Origin of the sequence: Campylobacter sp. CNRCH_2016_0050h (assembly GCF_025772605.1) — a bacterium.
GTDB lineage: Bacteria > Campylobacterota > Campylobacteria > Campylobacterales > Campylobacteraceae > Campylobacter_D > Campylobacter_D lari_D.
This window is the reverse complement of record NZ_JAKMSK010000009.1, coordinates 26,320-41,203: the sequence shown is the minus strand read 5'-3', so window position 1 is coordinate 41,203 and position 14,884 is coordinate 26,320. Positions and strand designations below refer to the sequence as shown.

The 14,884-nt window shown below is 30.6% G+C and carries 15 protein-coding genes; 9 read left to right on the top strand and 6 right to left on the bottom strand.

All coding sequences use genetic code 11. From position 1 onward, the window contains the following. The first annotated feature begins 103 nt into the window (after positions 1-103). Positions 104-967, top strand: a complete 864-nt coding sequence (locus tag L8X28_RS05670; RefSeq protein ID WP_263665774.1) for a LysR family transcriptional regulator — start codon at positions 104-106, stop codon at positions 965-967. On the opposite strand, the gene murD is transcribed toward L8X28_RS05670, so the two are convergent. Together murD and mraY are read right to left on the bottom strand one after the other, a co-directional pair. After that, the gene (gene murD / locus L8X28_RS05665; protein ID WP_263665773.1) at positions 959-2,158 is read right to left on the bottom strand and encodes a UDP-N-acetylmuramoyl-L-alanine--D-glutamate ligase; all 1,200 of its coding nucleotides are present in this window, start codon (positions 2,156-2,158) and stop codon (positions 959-961) included. The two genes, L8X28_RS05670 and murD, sit on opposite strands and share 9 nt — an antisense overlap. Further along, on the bottom strand, positions 2,158-3,216 hold the full coding sequence (gene mraY / locus L8X28_RS05660; RefSeq protein ID WP_263665772.1) for a phospho-N-acetylmuramoyl-pentapeptide-transferase: 1,059 nt from the start codon (positions 3,214-3,216) through the stop codon (positions 2,158-2,160). The genes murD and mraY overlap by 1 nt, the downstream gene beginning before the upstream one ends. A 78-nt stretch (positions 3,217-3,294) precedes the next feature. Between mraY and gpmI the strand changes: the two genes are divergently transcribed. Beyond that, complete coding sequence (gpmI, locus tag L8X28_RS05655; protein WP_263665771.1) at positions 3,295-4,773, top strand: 2,3-bisphosphoglycerate-independent phosphoglycerate mutase; 1,479 nt, start codon at positions 3,295-3,297, stop codon at positions 4,771-4,773. Positions 4,774-4,787: 14 nt separating this feature from the next. After that, positions 4,788-5,531: a 3-oxoacyl-ACP reductase FabG gene (fabG, locus tag L8X28_RS05650; protein WP_220566803.1), complete on the top strand. Its 744-nt coding sequence runs from the start codon at positions 4,788-4,790 to the stop codon at positions 5,529-5,531. An 8-nt stretch (positions 5,532-5,539) separates the two neighbouring features. On the opposite strand, the gene acpS is transcribed toward fabG, so the two are convergent. The 3 genes from acpS to L8X28_RS05635 all read right to left on the bottom strand — a co-directional run bounded on the left by acpS (position 5,540) and on the right by L8X28_RS05635 (position 7,145). Then, positions 5,540-5,896 carry a holo-ACP synthase gene (gene acpS, locus L8X28_RS05645; RefSeq protein ID WP_263665770.1) on the bottom strand — a complete coding sequence of 119 codons (357 nt, stop codon included), beginning with the start codon at positions 5,894-5,896 and terminating at the stop codon, positions 5,540-5,542. Further along, positions 5,896-6,441 carry a flagellar basal body-associated protein FliL gene (gene fliL, locus L8X28_RS05640; RefSeq protein ID WP_133319594.1) on the bottom strand — a complete coding sequence of 182 codons (546 nt, stop codon included), beginning with the start codon at positions 6,439-6,441 and terminating at the stop codon, positions 5,896-5,898. The genes acpS and fliL overlap by 1 nt, the downstream gene beginning before the upstream one ends. A gap of 65 nt (positions 6,442-6,506) precedes the next feature. Next, positions 6,507-7,145 carry a transcriptional regulator gene (locus tag L8X28_RS05635; RefSeq protein ID WP_220566805.1) on the bottom strand — a complete coding sequence of 213 codons (639 nt, stop codon included), beginning with the start codon at positions 7,143-7,145 and terminating at the stop codon, positions 6,507-6,509. A gap of 218 nt (positions 7,146-7,363) precedes the next feature. Here L8X28_RS05635 and L8X28_RS05630 point away from each other — a divergent pair, with 218 nt between their 5' ends. The 4 genes from L8X28_RS05630 to L8X28_RS05615 all read left to right on the top strand — a co-directional run bounded on the left by L8X28_RS05630 (position 7,364) and on the right by L8X28_RS05615 (position 12,223). Next, positions 7,364-8,788 (top strand): catalase, encoded by a 1,425-nt coding sequence (locus L8X28_RS05630; protein ID WP_263665769.1) that lies wholly within the window; start codon positions 7,364-7,366, stop codon positions 8,786-8,788. A gap of 51 nt (positions 8,789-8,839) precedes the next feature. Continuing rightward, a complete protein-coding gene (locus L8X28_RS05625) occupies positions 8,840-9,301 on the top strand; it encodes an ankyrin repeat domain-containing protein (RefSeq protein ID WP_263665768.1) in 462 nt (153 codons plus the stop codon). A gap of 172 nt (positions 9,302-9,473) precedes the next feature. Further along, positions 9,474-10,871: an argininosuccinate lyase gene (gene argH / locus L8X28_RS05620; protein WP_263665767.1), complete on the top strand. Its 1,398-nt coding sequence runs from the start codon at positions 9,474-9,476 to the stop codon at positions 10,869-10,871. A gap of 20 nt (positions 10,872-10,891) precedes the next feature. Further along, entirely contained in the window at positions 10,892-12,223 is a 1,332-nt protein-coding gene (locus tag L8X28_RS05615) for an anaerobic C4-dicarboxylate transporter family protein (RefSeq protein ID WP_263665766.1), read from the top strand. Between the two features lie 3 nt (positions 12,224-12,226). On the opposite strand, the gene L8X28_RS05610 is transcribed toward L8X28_RS05615, so the two are convergent. Then, positions 12,227-12,901, bottom strand: coding sequence for a transcriptional regulator (locus L8X28_RS05610; RefSeq protein WP_133319588.1), 675 nt, complete (start codon positions 12,899-12,901; stop codon positions 12,227-12,229). A 167-nt stretch (positions 12,902-13,068) separates the two neighbouring features. Here L8X28_RS05610 and L8X28_RS05605 point away from each other — a divergent pair, with 167 nt between their 5' ends. Both L8X28_RS05605 and dcuC read left to right on the top strand, forming a co-directional pair. Then, positions 13,069-13,431, top strand: a complete 363-nt coding sequence (locus L8X28_RS05605; protein WP_044598311.1) for a Rid family detoxifying hydrolase — start codon at positions 13,069-13,071, stop codon at positions 13,429-13,431. 3 nt (positions 13,432-13,434) lie between these two features. Beyond that, positions 13,435-14,874, top strand: coding sequence for a C4-dicarboxylate transporter DcuC (gene dcuC, locus L8X28_RS05600; protein ID WP_220566810.1), 1,440 nt, complete (start codon positions 13,435-13,437; stop codon positions 14,872-14,874). The last annotated feature ends 10 nt before the right edge of the window (positions 14,875-14,884 follow it).

The following is a 14,884-nucleotide window of genomic DNA, read 5'->3' as shown; positions in this document are numbered from 1 at the left end:
TTTTTCCTTTTTTTGTTTTTTGTAATCTTAATGATTTTTTTATGATAAGTAAAATTAATTTTATTTGATATAATGATTAAAAATATTTATCAAAAGAGTGCTTATGACTTTTAAACAAATAAAATATTTTCAAGCCTTGTGTAGAAATTTAAATTTAAGAGTTTGTGCTAAAGAATTAAATATAACTCAATCTGCTTTGTCTTTAGCTATATTTGAACTTGAAAAAAGTTTAAACACCAAGCTTTTTGATAGAAATGCTAAATTTTTAAGCTTAAATGAAAAAGGAAAGGTTTTTTTAAAACAAATTACTCCTTTGATTTTAGAATTTGAACGCATAGAAAAAGCAATGCAAGATGATCAAAGCTATGAAATAAGTATGAAAGTTAGTCAAAATGTAGGCACTTATTTACTAGGAACTTTTTTAGATCAAAAGGCGGAAAATATCAAGTTAAATTTGTCTTTGGATAATAGTCAAAATATCATCAAAGATATTTTAGATAAAGAAATCGATATAGGTTTAATTGAAGGTATTTGCAAAGATAAGGATATAAAAAAGATTAAAATTTGTGATGATGAGCTTATTGTGGTGAGTAAAAATGACTTCAAAAAAGAATTTTTCATAGATGAATTAAAGGATTTTAAATGGCTAAGTCGTGAGCAAGGTTCAGGTGCAAAAGAAGTGTTTTTAAATGCTTTGCCTAAAGATGTAAAGCTTAATTTGGTTTATGAGTTAAACTCAACTGCTATGATAAAAGAGTTGGCTAAAAAAGGTAAATTTTTAGCAGTTTTACCTAAATTTAGTGTTAAAGAAGAGCTTGAAGCTAAAAGTTTATTTGAAGTAAGATTAAAAAATTTTAAAATTTCAAGAGAGCTTTGCTTGATTTATCATAAAAATAAAGAACCAAGCAATAAATTTATAAATTTATGTGAGTTTTTAAAATTTTGCATTCAAAAAGATTTAGCTTAATTCTTGAATACATTTTTTAAAAAGTTCTCCTCTTTCTTCATAAGATTTAAACTGATCTAAGCTTGCACAAGCAGGGCTTAGTAGGGCTACTTCATCATTAGTTAAGTTTTGGTTGATTTTTTCTACCGCTTTAGGTAAAAACTCACAAAAATATGCTTTTAAATTAGCATTTTTAGCATAATCAAGTATTTTATTGGTGCTTTTTCCTATGGCATAAAGCTCTATATCAAGCTCTTTCATAAAAGCAAATAAAGTACTTAAATTCACTCCCTTATCATCCCCACCTATGATAAGATGAATTTTTTTATCCTTATAGCGTTTAAGAGCAGCTAAACTAGCATCAAGATTAGTCGCTTTAGTATCATTTACCCAAAGTCTATTTTTATGATCAAATATTTCTTCAAGTTTATTTTTTTCTATTTTAAACTCATTTAAAAGCTCATAAGAGCAACGATCTAGTATGATTTTTTCTATACTTAAGGCAATAAGAGCATCAAGCAAAAAAGGGGTTTTAAAATGAATTTTTTCTAAATCAATTTGCATTTTTTTAGCTAAATCTTGCTCATCTTCATAGCTTATAACATAAGCATGGGTTGGATAAGCCTCATACTTTTTAGGTAAAATTACCACATCATTTTCATTCATTCTTTCAAGCACGCTAAGCTTTGCTTGCTCATAATTTTCAAAGCTTTTATGCCAAGAAAGATGATCAGGCGTGATAGGTAAAAGTGCATAAATTTCAGGTTTAGCTACTTTGGTGTAAAAAAGCGAAAAAGATGAACTTTCCAAAATCCATAATTTAGCACTAATATCCATTTGTGCTAAAGGAGTTCCTATGTTTGCTCCCATTTGCGCATTGATGTGTTTTAAAAGATGATGTGTCATTTGGGTGGTGGTGGTTTTGCCATTTGTTCCGCTTATCCAAACACTTTTTGGCATGCCATCATAAAAAAAATCATACTCACTACTTAAATTTTTTGCTTGCTGTATGAGAAAATGATCATTTGGAAAGCCAGGACTTGGAATTTCTAAGTCACTTTTTAAAGGATCAAATTCACAAGGCGGTAAAAGTGTATTGTTAAATTCATCTTTACTTATACTTGCAAAATGATCATCATAAATATCGCAATTTCCAAAACGATGTGCAAAAGCTTTAGTTGTTTTTCCGTATCCAAAAAGTGAAATTTTCATTATCTTAACTTTATACTAATTAATGCAATGATATTTGCAAGTAAGGCTATCATCCAAAAACGCACAATGATTTTATTTTCCACCCAACCTATTTTTTCAAAATGATGATGAATAGGTGCCATTTTAAATACTCTTTTGTTAAAGATTTTAAAACTTCCTACTTGTAAAATCACTGAAATAGTTTCTAAAACAAATACAAAGCCTATAAGCAAAAGCAAAATTTCATTTTTACTTACTATACCAAGATAGCCTAAAAACGCTCCTATGCTTAAACTCCCACTATCTCCCATAAAAACTTGTGCAGGATAGCAGTTATACCACAAAAATCCCATAAGCGCGCCAACTAAAGCTGAGCTTAGCACCACAAGTTCTCCTAGTCCTTGAATTTTAGGTAAAAATAAATAAGAACTATAAATAGCATTTCCACTTAAATACAAAAAAGCACCAAGGCTTAAAAGAGAAAATATAGAAGGCACGGTTGCAAGACCATCAAGCCCATCGGTTAAATTTACAGCATTGGAGCTTGATATAATAACTAAAATCCATAAAAACAACATAAACATACCGCCATCAAAAATAGCATGTTTGTAAAAAGGTAAATAAAATTCAGTATTTATATCAAATAAATATAATAATCCAACACAAATAAAAGCAGCGCTAAATTGCCCTAGTAGTTTCATTTTTGGGCTTAATCCTGCGTGATTGTCTTTTTTTAAAATTTTCCCCAAATCATCAACTAAGCCTATAGTGCAAAATAATACTAAACATAATAATCCAACGATTACAAAACTATTATTTAAATCAGCACTTAAAACACTTGCTATGATAGTAGCAAAGATAAAAACAAGGCCACCCATAGTAGGGGTATGAGATTTAGCTTGGTGTGATTGTGGAGCGTATTCATAAATAGGTTGATTTGCTTTTTTATTTTGAGCCCATTTGATAAATTTTGGCATTAAATACAAACTCAAAAATAAAGCAATAAAAAATGCAAAACCAGCACGCACGCTAATATAAGAAAAAAACATATAATTTGTATATTCTGTAAGATAAAGCAAAATTTTAACCTTATATTTGTTTTTTAAAAGCATAATTTTAGTAAAATCACATAAATAAATTATAAAAAAGAGTAAAAAATGAGTCAAAAATGTATTTTGATAATCACAGATGGTATAGGACATAATACAAATTCAAACTATAATGCTTTTTTTCATGCTAAAAAGCCAACTTATGATAAGCTTTTTGAAAATACCCCTAATGTTTTGATAAAAACAAGTGGCTTGGCAGTTGGCCTACCTGAAGGTCAAATGGGTAATAGCGAAGTAGGGCATATGTGTATAGGTAGTGGACGCATAATCTATCAAAATTTAGTCAAGATAAATAAAGCCATAGAAAATGACACTTTAAAAGACAATAAGGCTTTAAAAGAATTATTGCAAAAATGCAAAAGAGTGCATATTATAGGGCTTTATAGTGATGGCGGGGTGCATTCTATGCATACACATTTTAATGCACTTTTAAAAATTTGTAGGCAAGAAAATAAAGAAGTTTTTGCGCATGCAATTAGTGATGGTAGAGATTGTCCTCCAAATTCAGGTTTAGAATTTATAAAATCTTTACAGGAATTTTGCGAAAAAGAAGGGGTTAATTTTGCTTCTTTATCGGGAAGATTTTATGCTATGGATAGAGATAAGCGCTATGATAGGGTTAAGTCTTATTATGATACTTTATTTGCTAAGGCACCAAAGTGTGATGATTTTATGCAATTTATACAAAAAAACTATGATGAAAATATCACGGATGAGTTTTTAACCCCAGTTATTAGTCAAAGCTTTGATGGAATTAAGGCTGAAGATGGTGTGATTTTTATCAATTTTAGAAATGATAGAATGCGTCAATTAGTCGCTTCTTTAACCCAAGAAAGTTTTAATGAATTTCCAAAAGAAGTGCTTATAAAAAATGCCATTACTATGAGTTTGTATGATGAGAGTTTTAAACTACCTGTGATGTTTGAAAAAGAAGAGTTAAATAATACTTTAGCTTCTGTGATAGCTAATGCAAATTTAAGCCAACTTCACACAGCTGAAACAGAAAAATATGCTCATGTAACCTTTTTCTTTAATGGGGGAAAAGAAGAATTAGAATGCAATGAAACAAGAATTTTAATTCCAAGTCCTAAAGTAAAAACATACGATGAAAAACCTCAAATGAGTGCTAAAGAAGTCACAGATGAGGTGCTTAAGGGTATAGAAAGTGGTATGGATTTTATCGTAGTAAATTTTGCAAATGGTGATATGGTAGGACATACGGGTGATTTTGAAGCTGCGATTAGTGCGGTTGAATGTGTAGATGAGTGTTTAGGTAGGGTTATTGCTAAAGCAAGAGAGCATGATTATGCTTTTATTATTACTTCAGATCATGGAAACTGTGAAGCGATGAGGGATGAAAAAGAAAATATGCTCACTAATCACACAACTTTTGATGTTTTTGCTTTTGTCGAAGCTAAAGGAGTAGATAAGCTCAAAGAAGGCATGGGGCTTAGTAATATAGCACCAAGCGTGCTTAAAATTTTAAACTTACCTATCCCAAAAGAAATGGATGAGGCTTTATTTTAATTTAAAGGAGAACAATGAAATTTAGTGGAAAAAATGTTTTAATAACAGGTGCAAGTAAAGGTATAGGTGCAGCAATAGCCAAAGAATTAGCAAGTTATGGTTTAAAAGTTTGGATTAATTATAGAAGTAAGCCTGAACTTGCTGATGCACTAAAAGAAGAGATAGAAAAAAGTGGTGGTTGTGCGGCTGTGATTAAATTTGATGCAAGTGTTGAAGAAGAATTTACAAGCGCTATTGCAACTATAGTAGAAAGTGATGGTGAGCTTAGTTATTTAGTTAATAATGCAGGTATTACTAATGATAAATTAGCACTTAGAATGAGTATGGATGATTTTTCTTCAGTGATTAATGCTAATTTAAATTCAAGTTTTTTAGGTTGTAGAGAGGCATTAAAAACTATGAGTAAAAAGCGTTTTGGTGCGGTTGTAAATATTGCTTCTATAGTTGGAGAAATGGGAAATGCAGGCCAAACTAATTATAGTGCTAGTAAAGGCGGTATGATAGCTCTAACAAAATCTTTTGCTAAAGAAGGTGCAGCAAGAAATATAAGATATAACTGCATTACCCCGGGTTTTATAAAAAGTGATATGACTGAAGTTTTAAGTGATGAAATAAAACAAAATTATATTAATAATATCCCTTTGAAGCGTTTTGCAGATGCAAGCGAAGTAGCTCAAGCTGTGGCGTTTTTATTAAGTGATCATTCTTCTTATATCACAGGAGAAATTTTAAAAGTCAATGGCGGGCTTTATATGTAAGCAAGGTTTTAACCTTGCTTAGTTTCTATAGCTACTATTGCTATAGCAAAACCCCCATCATGCGCTACGCTTACACTTGCTGATTTAATTTTGAACTCTTGCATGACTTTTTGAGAAAAACTAATGTGTGGAGCATTTTTGTCATCTTTAGAGATGATGATGTCAAAAAAAGAACATTCTTTAGAAATTCCAACCCCCAAAGCCTTAGAGGCAGCTTCTTTAATAGCCCAAAATCCGGCTAGAGTGTTGGTATTTTTTATATAACTTTGCTCTTTCTTGGACAAAAATTTATCCAAGAAAAGTGTTTTATGTCTTTCATAAATTTTTTCTATGCGAGAGCATACGACTATGTCACAGCCTATCATTAAGATACTACAAAGTCGGTAAAATAAATATTTTTGATAAAACCATCAGTTAAAACTTCATTGATCTTACCGGTTAATTCATCTTTTAATCTTTCTTTACCCTTTGTAGTGCTTACTTCTTCAAAGGTTTTTGATGTTAAAGTTCTAATGATAATATCTCTAATAATAGCAACTTTTTTATCAAGTTCAGGAGTTAATGTTTCAACATTTTGTTCAAGTTGAATGGTGCATTTTACATATCTTGATCCACCATCACTTAATAAATTTAGCGTAAAAGGTGCTAAAGGATACATCACGCCAATATTTGCATAATCACTCCCTCTAGCTGCTACTGCATTTGTTTTTTTAGGAGCTTGTGCAACTTGTGCGCTTTCTTCAGTTTGCGGGGTAGGATTTTCTTCAGAGCCGCCACTAAACATTAGATAAGCAATTGCTCCTACAATAACAAGTAAAAATACAAATAAAAATACAACGATAATGATTACTAAAGTATTCCCGCCTTTTTTCTTTGATTCACCTTGTTCATCCATCATATCATCAGCCATATTTTTCCTTTTATAAAATTTTAAAATGTTATTGTATCAAAAATTATATTTTTTTTAAATTATGATTATTTAATCTTTTGTAAATGTCTATAAACACTAGGTTCTGAAATATTTAAAAGCTCCGCAACTTTAGGAATAACACCTTTTACATTAAATACGCCTTTTTCATATAAGCTAGCTATCATTTTTTGTTTTTCCTTTGGTTTTAAACTTTTATTTTTAAAACTTTCAATATCTATCCCCGTAATATCTTCAACGATTTCTTCTAAATCAAGTTTTATGTATTCTTTATTTTCTTGTTCAGGACTTTCATAAGAATTATCATAAATATTTCCAAGATTTAAAATTTCATCAGAGATTTTTTTAAATGCTGAAGTATCATGATTAATACAAAGCAAACCTTCAAGTTTTTCATCTTTTTTAATAAAAAAAGTAGAGCCTGACATTACTTGTGAGCTTTTAGCCGAAGTTTTATAATGTGTTATATAATCACGCTCTAAATAGATTTTGTTTTTAATCATTTCAATAGCAAAGCCTGTTAGAGGTGAATTTATAGTTCTTTTGCTAATATGATTATTAGCTATTTCTGCTATATTAGTACCATCTTCACTTACATCATGCAAAACTATTTCATAATTTCTTCCCAAAGCATCAGCAAGAAATTTCACTAATTTAATATAGTAAGTTCTTGTTTCTTTATCCATTAAACTCTCCTTTTTTTATTAATTTTGTAGTAAAAATATTTAAAATAAGAGCACTTATTCTTATTTTTCAACAATTTTAATACAAAATAAAAATAATTATGCTTAAAAAAAGATTATTTTTTCAAAAATAATAATTTTTATTGTTTAATTTTATTTTAATAATATAGGGATATAATTTATCAAATAATAAAAATTATTATTTATAAAAAGGAGAAAAGATGAAAAAACTAACCAATGATTTCGGAAATATCATAGCCGATAATCAAAATTCATTAAGCGCAGGCGCTAAGGGTCCACTTTTAATGCAAGATTATATTTTGTTAGAAAAACTTGCCCATCAAAATAGAGAAAGAATTCCAGAAAGAACTGTTCATGCAAAAGGGAGCGGTGCTTATGGGGAGCTTAAAATCACTAAAGATAATTCTCAATATACCAAGGCAAAAGTTTTACAGCTTGGAGAAAATACACCTTTATTTATAAGATTTTCAACCGTTGCAGGCGAAGCAGGTGCAGCTGATGCAGAAAGAGATGTAAGAGGTTTTGCTATTAAATTTTATACTAAAGAAGGAAATTGGGATTTAGTAGGTAATAATACTCCGACATTTTTTATAAGAGATGCATATAAATTTCCTGATTTTATCCACACTCAAAAAAGAGATCCAAGAACTCATTTAAGAAGCAATAATGCTGCATGGGATTTTTGGAGCCTTTGTCCTGAAAGCTTACACCAAGTTACTATTTTAATGAGTGATAGAGGTATTCCTGCAAGCTATCGTCATATGCATGGTTTTGGAAGTCACACTTATAGTTTGATTAATGATAAAAACGAAAGATTTTGGGTGAAATTTCATTTTAAAACAAGGCAAGGTATTAAAAATTTAACCAACGAAGAAGCGGCAAATTTAATAGCAAATGATAGAGAAAGTCATCAAAGAGATTTATATGAAGCTATTGAAAAAGGAGATTTTCCAAAATGGACTTTCCAAATTCAAGTTTTAAAAGAAGATGAAGCAGAAAAATTAGGTTTTAATCCTTTTGATTTAACTAAAGTTTGGCCACATAGTATTGTGCCTTTAATTGAAGTAGGCGAATTAGTGCTTAATAAAAATGTACAAAATTACTTTAATGAAGTAGAACAAGCTGCATTTAGTCCAAGCAATATTGTTCCTGGTATTGGTTTTAGTCCTGATAAAATGTTGCAAGCTAGAATTTTTTCTTATCCTGACGCACACAGATACCGCATAGGGACAAATTATCATTTATTACCAGTTAATCGTGCAAAAAGTGAAGTAAATACTTATAATGTAGCAGGTGCTATGAATTTTGACACTTACAAAAATGGCCTTGCTTATTATGAGCCAAATAGTTATGATGATAGTCCAAAAGAAGATAAAAATTACCTAGAACCTGACTTAGCACTTGAAGGTAATGCGCAAAGATATGCTCCACTTGATAATGATTTTTACACCCAACCAAGAGCCTTGTTTGATATAATGAATCAAGATCAAAAAGAGCAATTATTTAAAAATATCGCTGCTTCTATGAGTGGGGTTGATAAAAAAATTATTGCTAGAGCATTAAGTCATTTTGAAAAAATTTCAAGTGAATATGCAAATGGCGTTAAAAAAGCTTTGAAAATGTAATTTTTACTTGCCACTTTAAAAGTGGCAAACTAAAGATTATAAAGGAAAAATATGTTTAGTAATGAAGAAGAAAAAAGAATTCAAGAGCTTTGCACTATGGCTTTTGATTACGCAAGACAAAATGATTTACAAAATTTAAAGATTATGATAGAAGCAGGTTTGAGTGTGAATTTAAAAAATCATAAAGGCGATAGTCTTTTAATGCTTGCAAGTTATCATAATGCTTATGAATGTGCTAAGTTTTTACTAGAAAATAATGCTAGGGTAGATGAGAAAAATGATAGAGGGCAAACTCCATTAGCAGGGGTGTGTTTTAAAGGATATTTACCTATGTGTAAGCTTTTGGTAGAACATGGAGCAAATATTGATGAAAACAATGGTATTGGTATGACACCTTTTACTTTTGCGTTGATGTTTGGGCATAGAGATATAGTAGAGTTTTTAACAAAGAATTCTAAAAAAAGTTTTCTTAAAAAAATAGCTTTTAGTGTATTAAAAATTTTCAAAAAATAGTTAATAATTTATAATATATTAAAAATATATTTTATTTATTTAAAATTATCAAAAAATTCTATTATTAAATTATAAATTTTTAAAATTTTTTATTATAGAAATAAAAAATTTAAGCTAAATTAAAATAAATTCAAATAAAATTACCCCTAATTTTTTAATGAAAGGATAACAAATGTCTAACAAAACAGAAAAATTATGGGGTGGGCGTTTTGATTTACCTACAAATAAATTAGTTGAAGAATATACTGCTTCACTACCAGTTGAGCCAAGACTTGCTCCTTTTGATATACAAGGTAGTATAATTCACTGCACCATGCTTGCAAAACAAGGTATTATAAAAGACGATGAAGCAAAGACTATCATTAAGGGCTTAGAACAAGTTAGAGAAGAAATTCAAAATGGTACTTTTGTGTTTGATATAGCTGATGAGGATATTCATATGGCTGTAGAAAAAAGAATGACACAAATCGTAGGTCCAGTAGGTGGAAAACTTCATACTGCAAGAAGTAGAAATGACCAAACTACACTTGATTCAAAAATGCATATGAGAGCAGTTATTAAAGAAATTTTAGGTCAAATTATTGCTTTAGAAGAAGAAATTATCCATCAAGCTCAAAAAAATATCAAAGCTATTATGCCAGGTTATACACATTTACAAACGGGCCAGCCAGTGCTTTTCTCACATTGGATTATGGCATATTTTTGGATGTTAAGTAGGGATTATTCTCGTTTTGAAGATTTATATAAAAGAATGAATGAGTGTCCTTTGGGAGCAGCTGCACTTGGTGGAACTACATTTAATATAGACAGACATTTTTGTGCCAAAGAACTAGGCTTTACTAAACCAACAGAAAATAGCATTGATAGTGTAAGTGATAGAGATCACATGGTTGAATTTACTGCTATTGCTGCAATGTGTTTCATGCACCTTAGTCGTTTTTGTGAAGAGCTTATACTTTTTTCAAGTCAAGATTTTAAATTTATAGAATTAAGTGATGATTTTTGTACCGGTTCAAGCATAATGCCTCAAAAGAAAAATCCTGATGTAGCTGAAAAAATGCGTGGTAAGACAGGTAGAATGTATGGTAATGTTATGGCAATGCTAACTATTATGAAAGGTATTCCATTAGCTTATAATACTGATATGAGTGAAGATAAGGCTCAAGTTTATGATTCTATGGATACTTTAATGGCAAGTTTAAAAATTATAACTCCTATGATAGAAAAAATGCAAGTAAATGCTAATAATACAAGAGCAGCAGCTGCAAAAGGATTTTCAAATGCCACAGATATGGCTGATTATTTAGTAAGAAAAAATATACCATTTAGAGAAGCTCATAGTATAGTAGGTTCAGCTGTGAATTATTGTATTAAACACGGAAAAATGCTTGAAGAGCTTAGCATGGAAGAATTCCATCAATTTAATGAAAATATCCAAGAAGATATTTATGAAGCAATTGCTTTAGAAACTTGTATAGACGCAAGACTTTCTTATGGTGGTACAGGAACTAAAGTTGTATTAGAGCAAATTGAACATGCAAAAGAATTGTTGGATAAATGTAAAAAATAAACAATAAGGGCGAAGATTAGATGGATATTATTTTTATACTTCAACTTTTTATTATTTTTTCTATGATAGCCATAGGTGGTAGATATGGTGGTATAGGACTTGGGGTTGCAGGTGGGCTTGGTATGTGTATTTTGGCGTTAGTTTTTGGTATGCAACCAGCTTCACTTCCTGTGAGTGTTGTGTTTATTATACTTGCTGTGATTACTTGCGTGAGTGTTTTGCAAAGCGCAGGCGGGCTTGATTTGCTAGTAAAAATAGCTGAAAAAGCATTAAAGAAAAAACCTCAAGCTATTGTTTTTATGGGCCCATTAATCACATCCACATTTACAATATTTTGTGGTACTACTTATGTGGCTTTTTCTATTTATCCAGTGATTGCTGAAGTAGCTGCTCAAGCTAAAATTCGTCCTGAAAGACCACTTTCAGTTTCAGTTATAGCAGCAGGTATTGCAGTGGTAGCTTCTCCTATGAGTGCAGCCACTGCAGGTATGGTAGCCATTTTAGCCATTAGTGGTGTAGGACTTGTTCAAATATTAGCTGTGGTAATGCCAGCATTTTTAATTGGTGTTATATGTGCTTGTTTGAGCGTTTTTAAAAGAGGAAAAGAGCTTGAGCAAGATGAGGAATTTCAAAGAAGAGTAAGAGCAGGGGAATATCAGTTTTTAACTCAAGATAAACAAGAAGATAAACAAGAAACAGATCCTAAAGTAAAAAGAGCTTTATTAATATTTGCTTTGGGGATTTTAACCATTATTTTCTTTGGGACTTTTACAAATTTGTTACCTCACTATGAGCTTGCAAATGGTAAAATAGAAAGACTTTCTACCCCAAATTTAATTCAAATGATCATGCTTGCAACAGCTTGTTTAATTATGCTTTTTGCTAAAGTTCCTGCTAATAAACTTGGTGAAGCTTCTGTATTTAAATCAGGACTTATAGGCGTTGTAGGGGTTTTTGGTATAGCTTGGATGACAGGGACATTTTTTGAAGCTTACAAGCCTTTATTTAGTGATTCTTTATCACATATTGTAGAAGATTATCCGTATTTATTTGGTGTAGCTTTATTTGCCTTTTCTATGGTGATTTTTTCTCCAGCTGCAACAGTAGCTGCTTTGATGCCTTTGGGTGTGAGTTTGGGAATTCCTCCTCAAATTCTTATCGTGCTTTATCCTTGCGTGAGTGGAGATTTTATAGTTCCAGGAGCTAATCAAATAGCTTGTGTGGCTTTTGATAGAACAGGCACAACAAAAATAGGAAAATTTGTGATCAATCACTCTTATTTAAGACCAGGTTTTGCTTTAATCATTGGTGCTGTTGCGAGTGCTTATTTTATATCGCAAATAGTTTTTTAGCTATTAAAGGCTATTTTTAAATTTTTGCAAATATCTATAGACGCTAGGTTCTGATATATTAAGTGACTTAGCAACTATAGGTATACTTCCTTTTATATTAAAAATTCCCTTTGAATGAAGCTTTTTAATAATCTCATCTTTTTGTTCAGTGCTTAAGCTATATCCTGAATTTAAATATTTTAAGTCTATGTTTTCAGCTAGAATATCTTCTATAGAATGACTAAGTGTTTCTATATTACTCACATTGTGTAAATTTACGTTGTTTTGATTGTGAATATCTAATAAATCACTAAAATCATTAATTTTTTCTAGTTCTATGATTTTACTAATAGCATTTCTAAGTTCTGTGGTGTCGTGATTTATACATAAAATTCCTACAATTTTATTTTGGTTTTTTATAAAAAAGGTTGATCCGGTAACGATCTTAGACTTTCCAACCTTTGCTTTGTAATCACATAAAAAATCTTTATTTAAATACTCTTTTTCTTGTACAAGCTCACTCGCAAAAGAGGTTAATGGAGAATTGATTGTCCTTCCGCTAATATGATTATTTGCAATGGCTGCTATATATGAACCCTCAGGTGAAATCACATGAAAAACTATTTCATACTGATCTCCAAGAACTTGCCCTAAAAATTGAGTGAGTTTGATAAATAATTCTTTTTGTTGTTCATCCATGATCTAGACCTTTTTGTTGTTTTTTGTTATTTTACAAAATATTTTCATCAAAGTTGTTAATATTTACAACAATAAAAAAAATTATTATTATGATAAAAAAATATTGACAATTTATTATTATGATGATAATATTATATTATGATTTCATTTAAACACAAGGAGTATACATGGCAAATTATCCAAAGGCTATAGGACCATATTCAGCTTATAGAGAAGCTAATGGTTTGTTATTTATTTCAGGACAACTTCCTATTAATCCACAAAGTGGAAACATAGAAAGTGAAGATGTAAAAGAACAAACAAGACAATCATTGTTAAATATCAAGGCTATATTAGAAGAAAATAATCTTTATTTTAATAATGTAGTTAAAACGACTTGCTTTTTGGCAAATATTGATGATTTTTTGGCTTTCAATGAGGTTTATTCTGAATTTTTCGCAGCTCCATATCCTGCAAGAAGTGCTTTTGCGGTAAAAGATCTTCCTAAAGGAGCAAAAGTGGAGATAGAGGTTATTGCTCATAAAGGATAGAGCATGTTGGGTTTATTTTTTGCAGGATGTTCTGTATTTTTACTTGTTTTTATGCTCTATAAAAAAATCAACGCCCACATGGCGTTGCTTTTAAGTGGTTTATTCTTGTTAGCTTTAGCAGGAATTTTTGGACTTTCTCCAATTATTAATGAAAAACAATCTTTACATTTAGGTCTTTTTGATATTTTTCAAGTAGTAAATACTAAAATGTCAAGTACTCTAGCAGGTCTTGGACTTACTTTAATGTGCATAGCAGGATTTTCTGCTTATATGGATCATGTAGGTGCAAGTTATGCTTTATTTAAAGTATTTGAAAGACCTTTAAAAGCTGTGAAATCACCTTATGTTTTATTGTTGGTTTCATATTTTGTGATCCAGTTTTTAGTGCTTTTTATACCTTCACATGCAGGTTTAGCACTTTTGCTTATGGTTACAATGTACCCTATTTTAGTGCGTTCAGGTGTTTCTAAGCTTTCTGCGCTTTCGATTATTGCTATTTGTCAATACATTGACCATGGCCCAGGAAGTGGTAATGTAATTTTAGCTGCAAAAACAGCTGAAATTGATCCTGCGGTATATTTTGTGCATTATCAGCTTCCTACAACTGTGCCTATTATCATAGCAGTGGGTATTGCGATTTATTTTTGCTCAAAATATTTTGATAAAAAAGAAAATTTCACATTTAACCGTGATGATGTTGAAAAAGAATTAGCAGAACATGATGGCAAAAGTGAAGAGCTTAAAAAACCACCTAGAATTTATGCGATTTTACCTATTATACCTTTAGTGTTAATTTTGGGCTTTAGTAGTGTTTTAGATAGCATAATGGTGTTAATGGGATTTACTACCATGGAAGAAGTTAAAGCAGCTTCATCTACTGCGATTAGGATGAATGTGCCAGTTGCTATGATGATTTCAACTTTTATAGCAATTATTTTTGAAATCATTCGTTATAAAAGTTTAATTGATACTTTAAATTCTATCATGGTATTTTTCAAAGGTATGGGGCATTTGTTTGTAATCACAGTTTCTTTGATCGTTTGTGGCCAAGTTTTTGCAAGTGGCCTTTTATCGGTTGGTTTTGTAGATACTTTAATAGACTTTGCAAAAGATGCAGGTTTTGGAGTGCTTGCTATCATCATAGCAGTTTCTATTTTACTTGCTGTGTGCGCATTTTTAATGGGTTCAGGAAATGCAGCATTTTTTTCTTTTGCACCACTCATTCCAAATATAGCAAAATCTTTTGGAGTTGAAACTATAACTATGATAGCACCTATCCAAATCATGACAGGTTTTGGTAGATGTGTTTCACCTATTGCACCAGCTATTTTGGCAATTTCAGCTATGGCTAAAGTAAATCCATTGCAAGTTGTAAAAAGAACAGCTATTCCTATGCTTGTAGCTGCTATTGTTAATGTGATTATGACTTATGTTTATTTGTAAAAAGGACTTA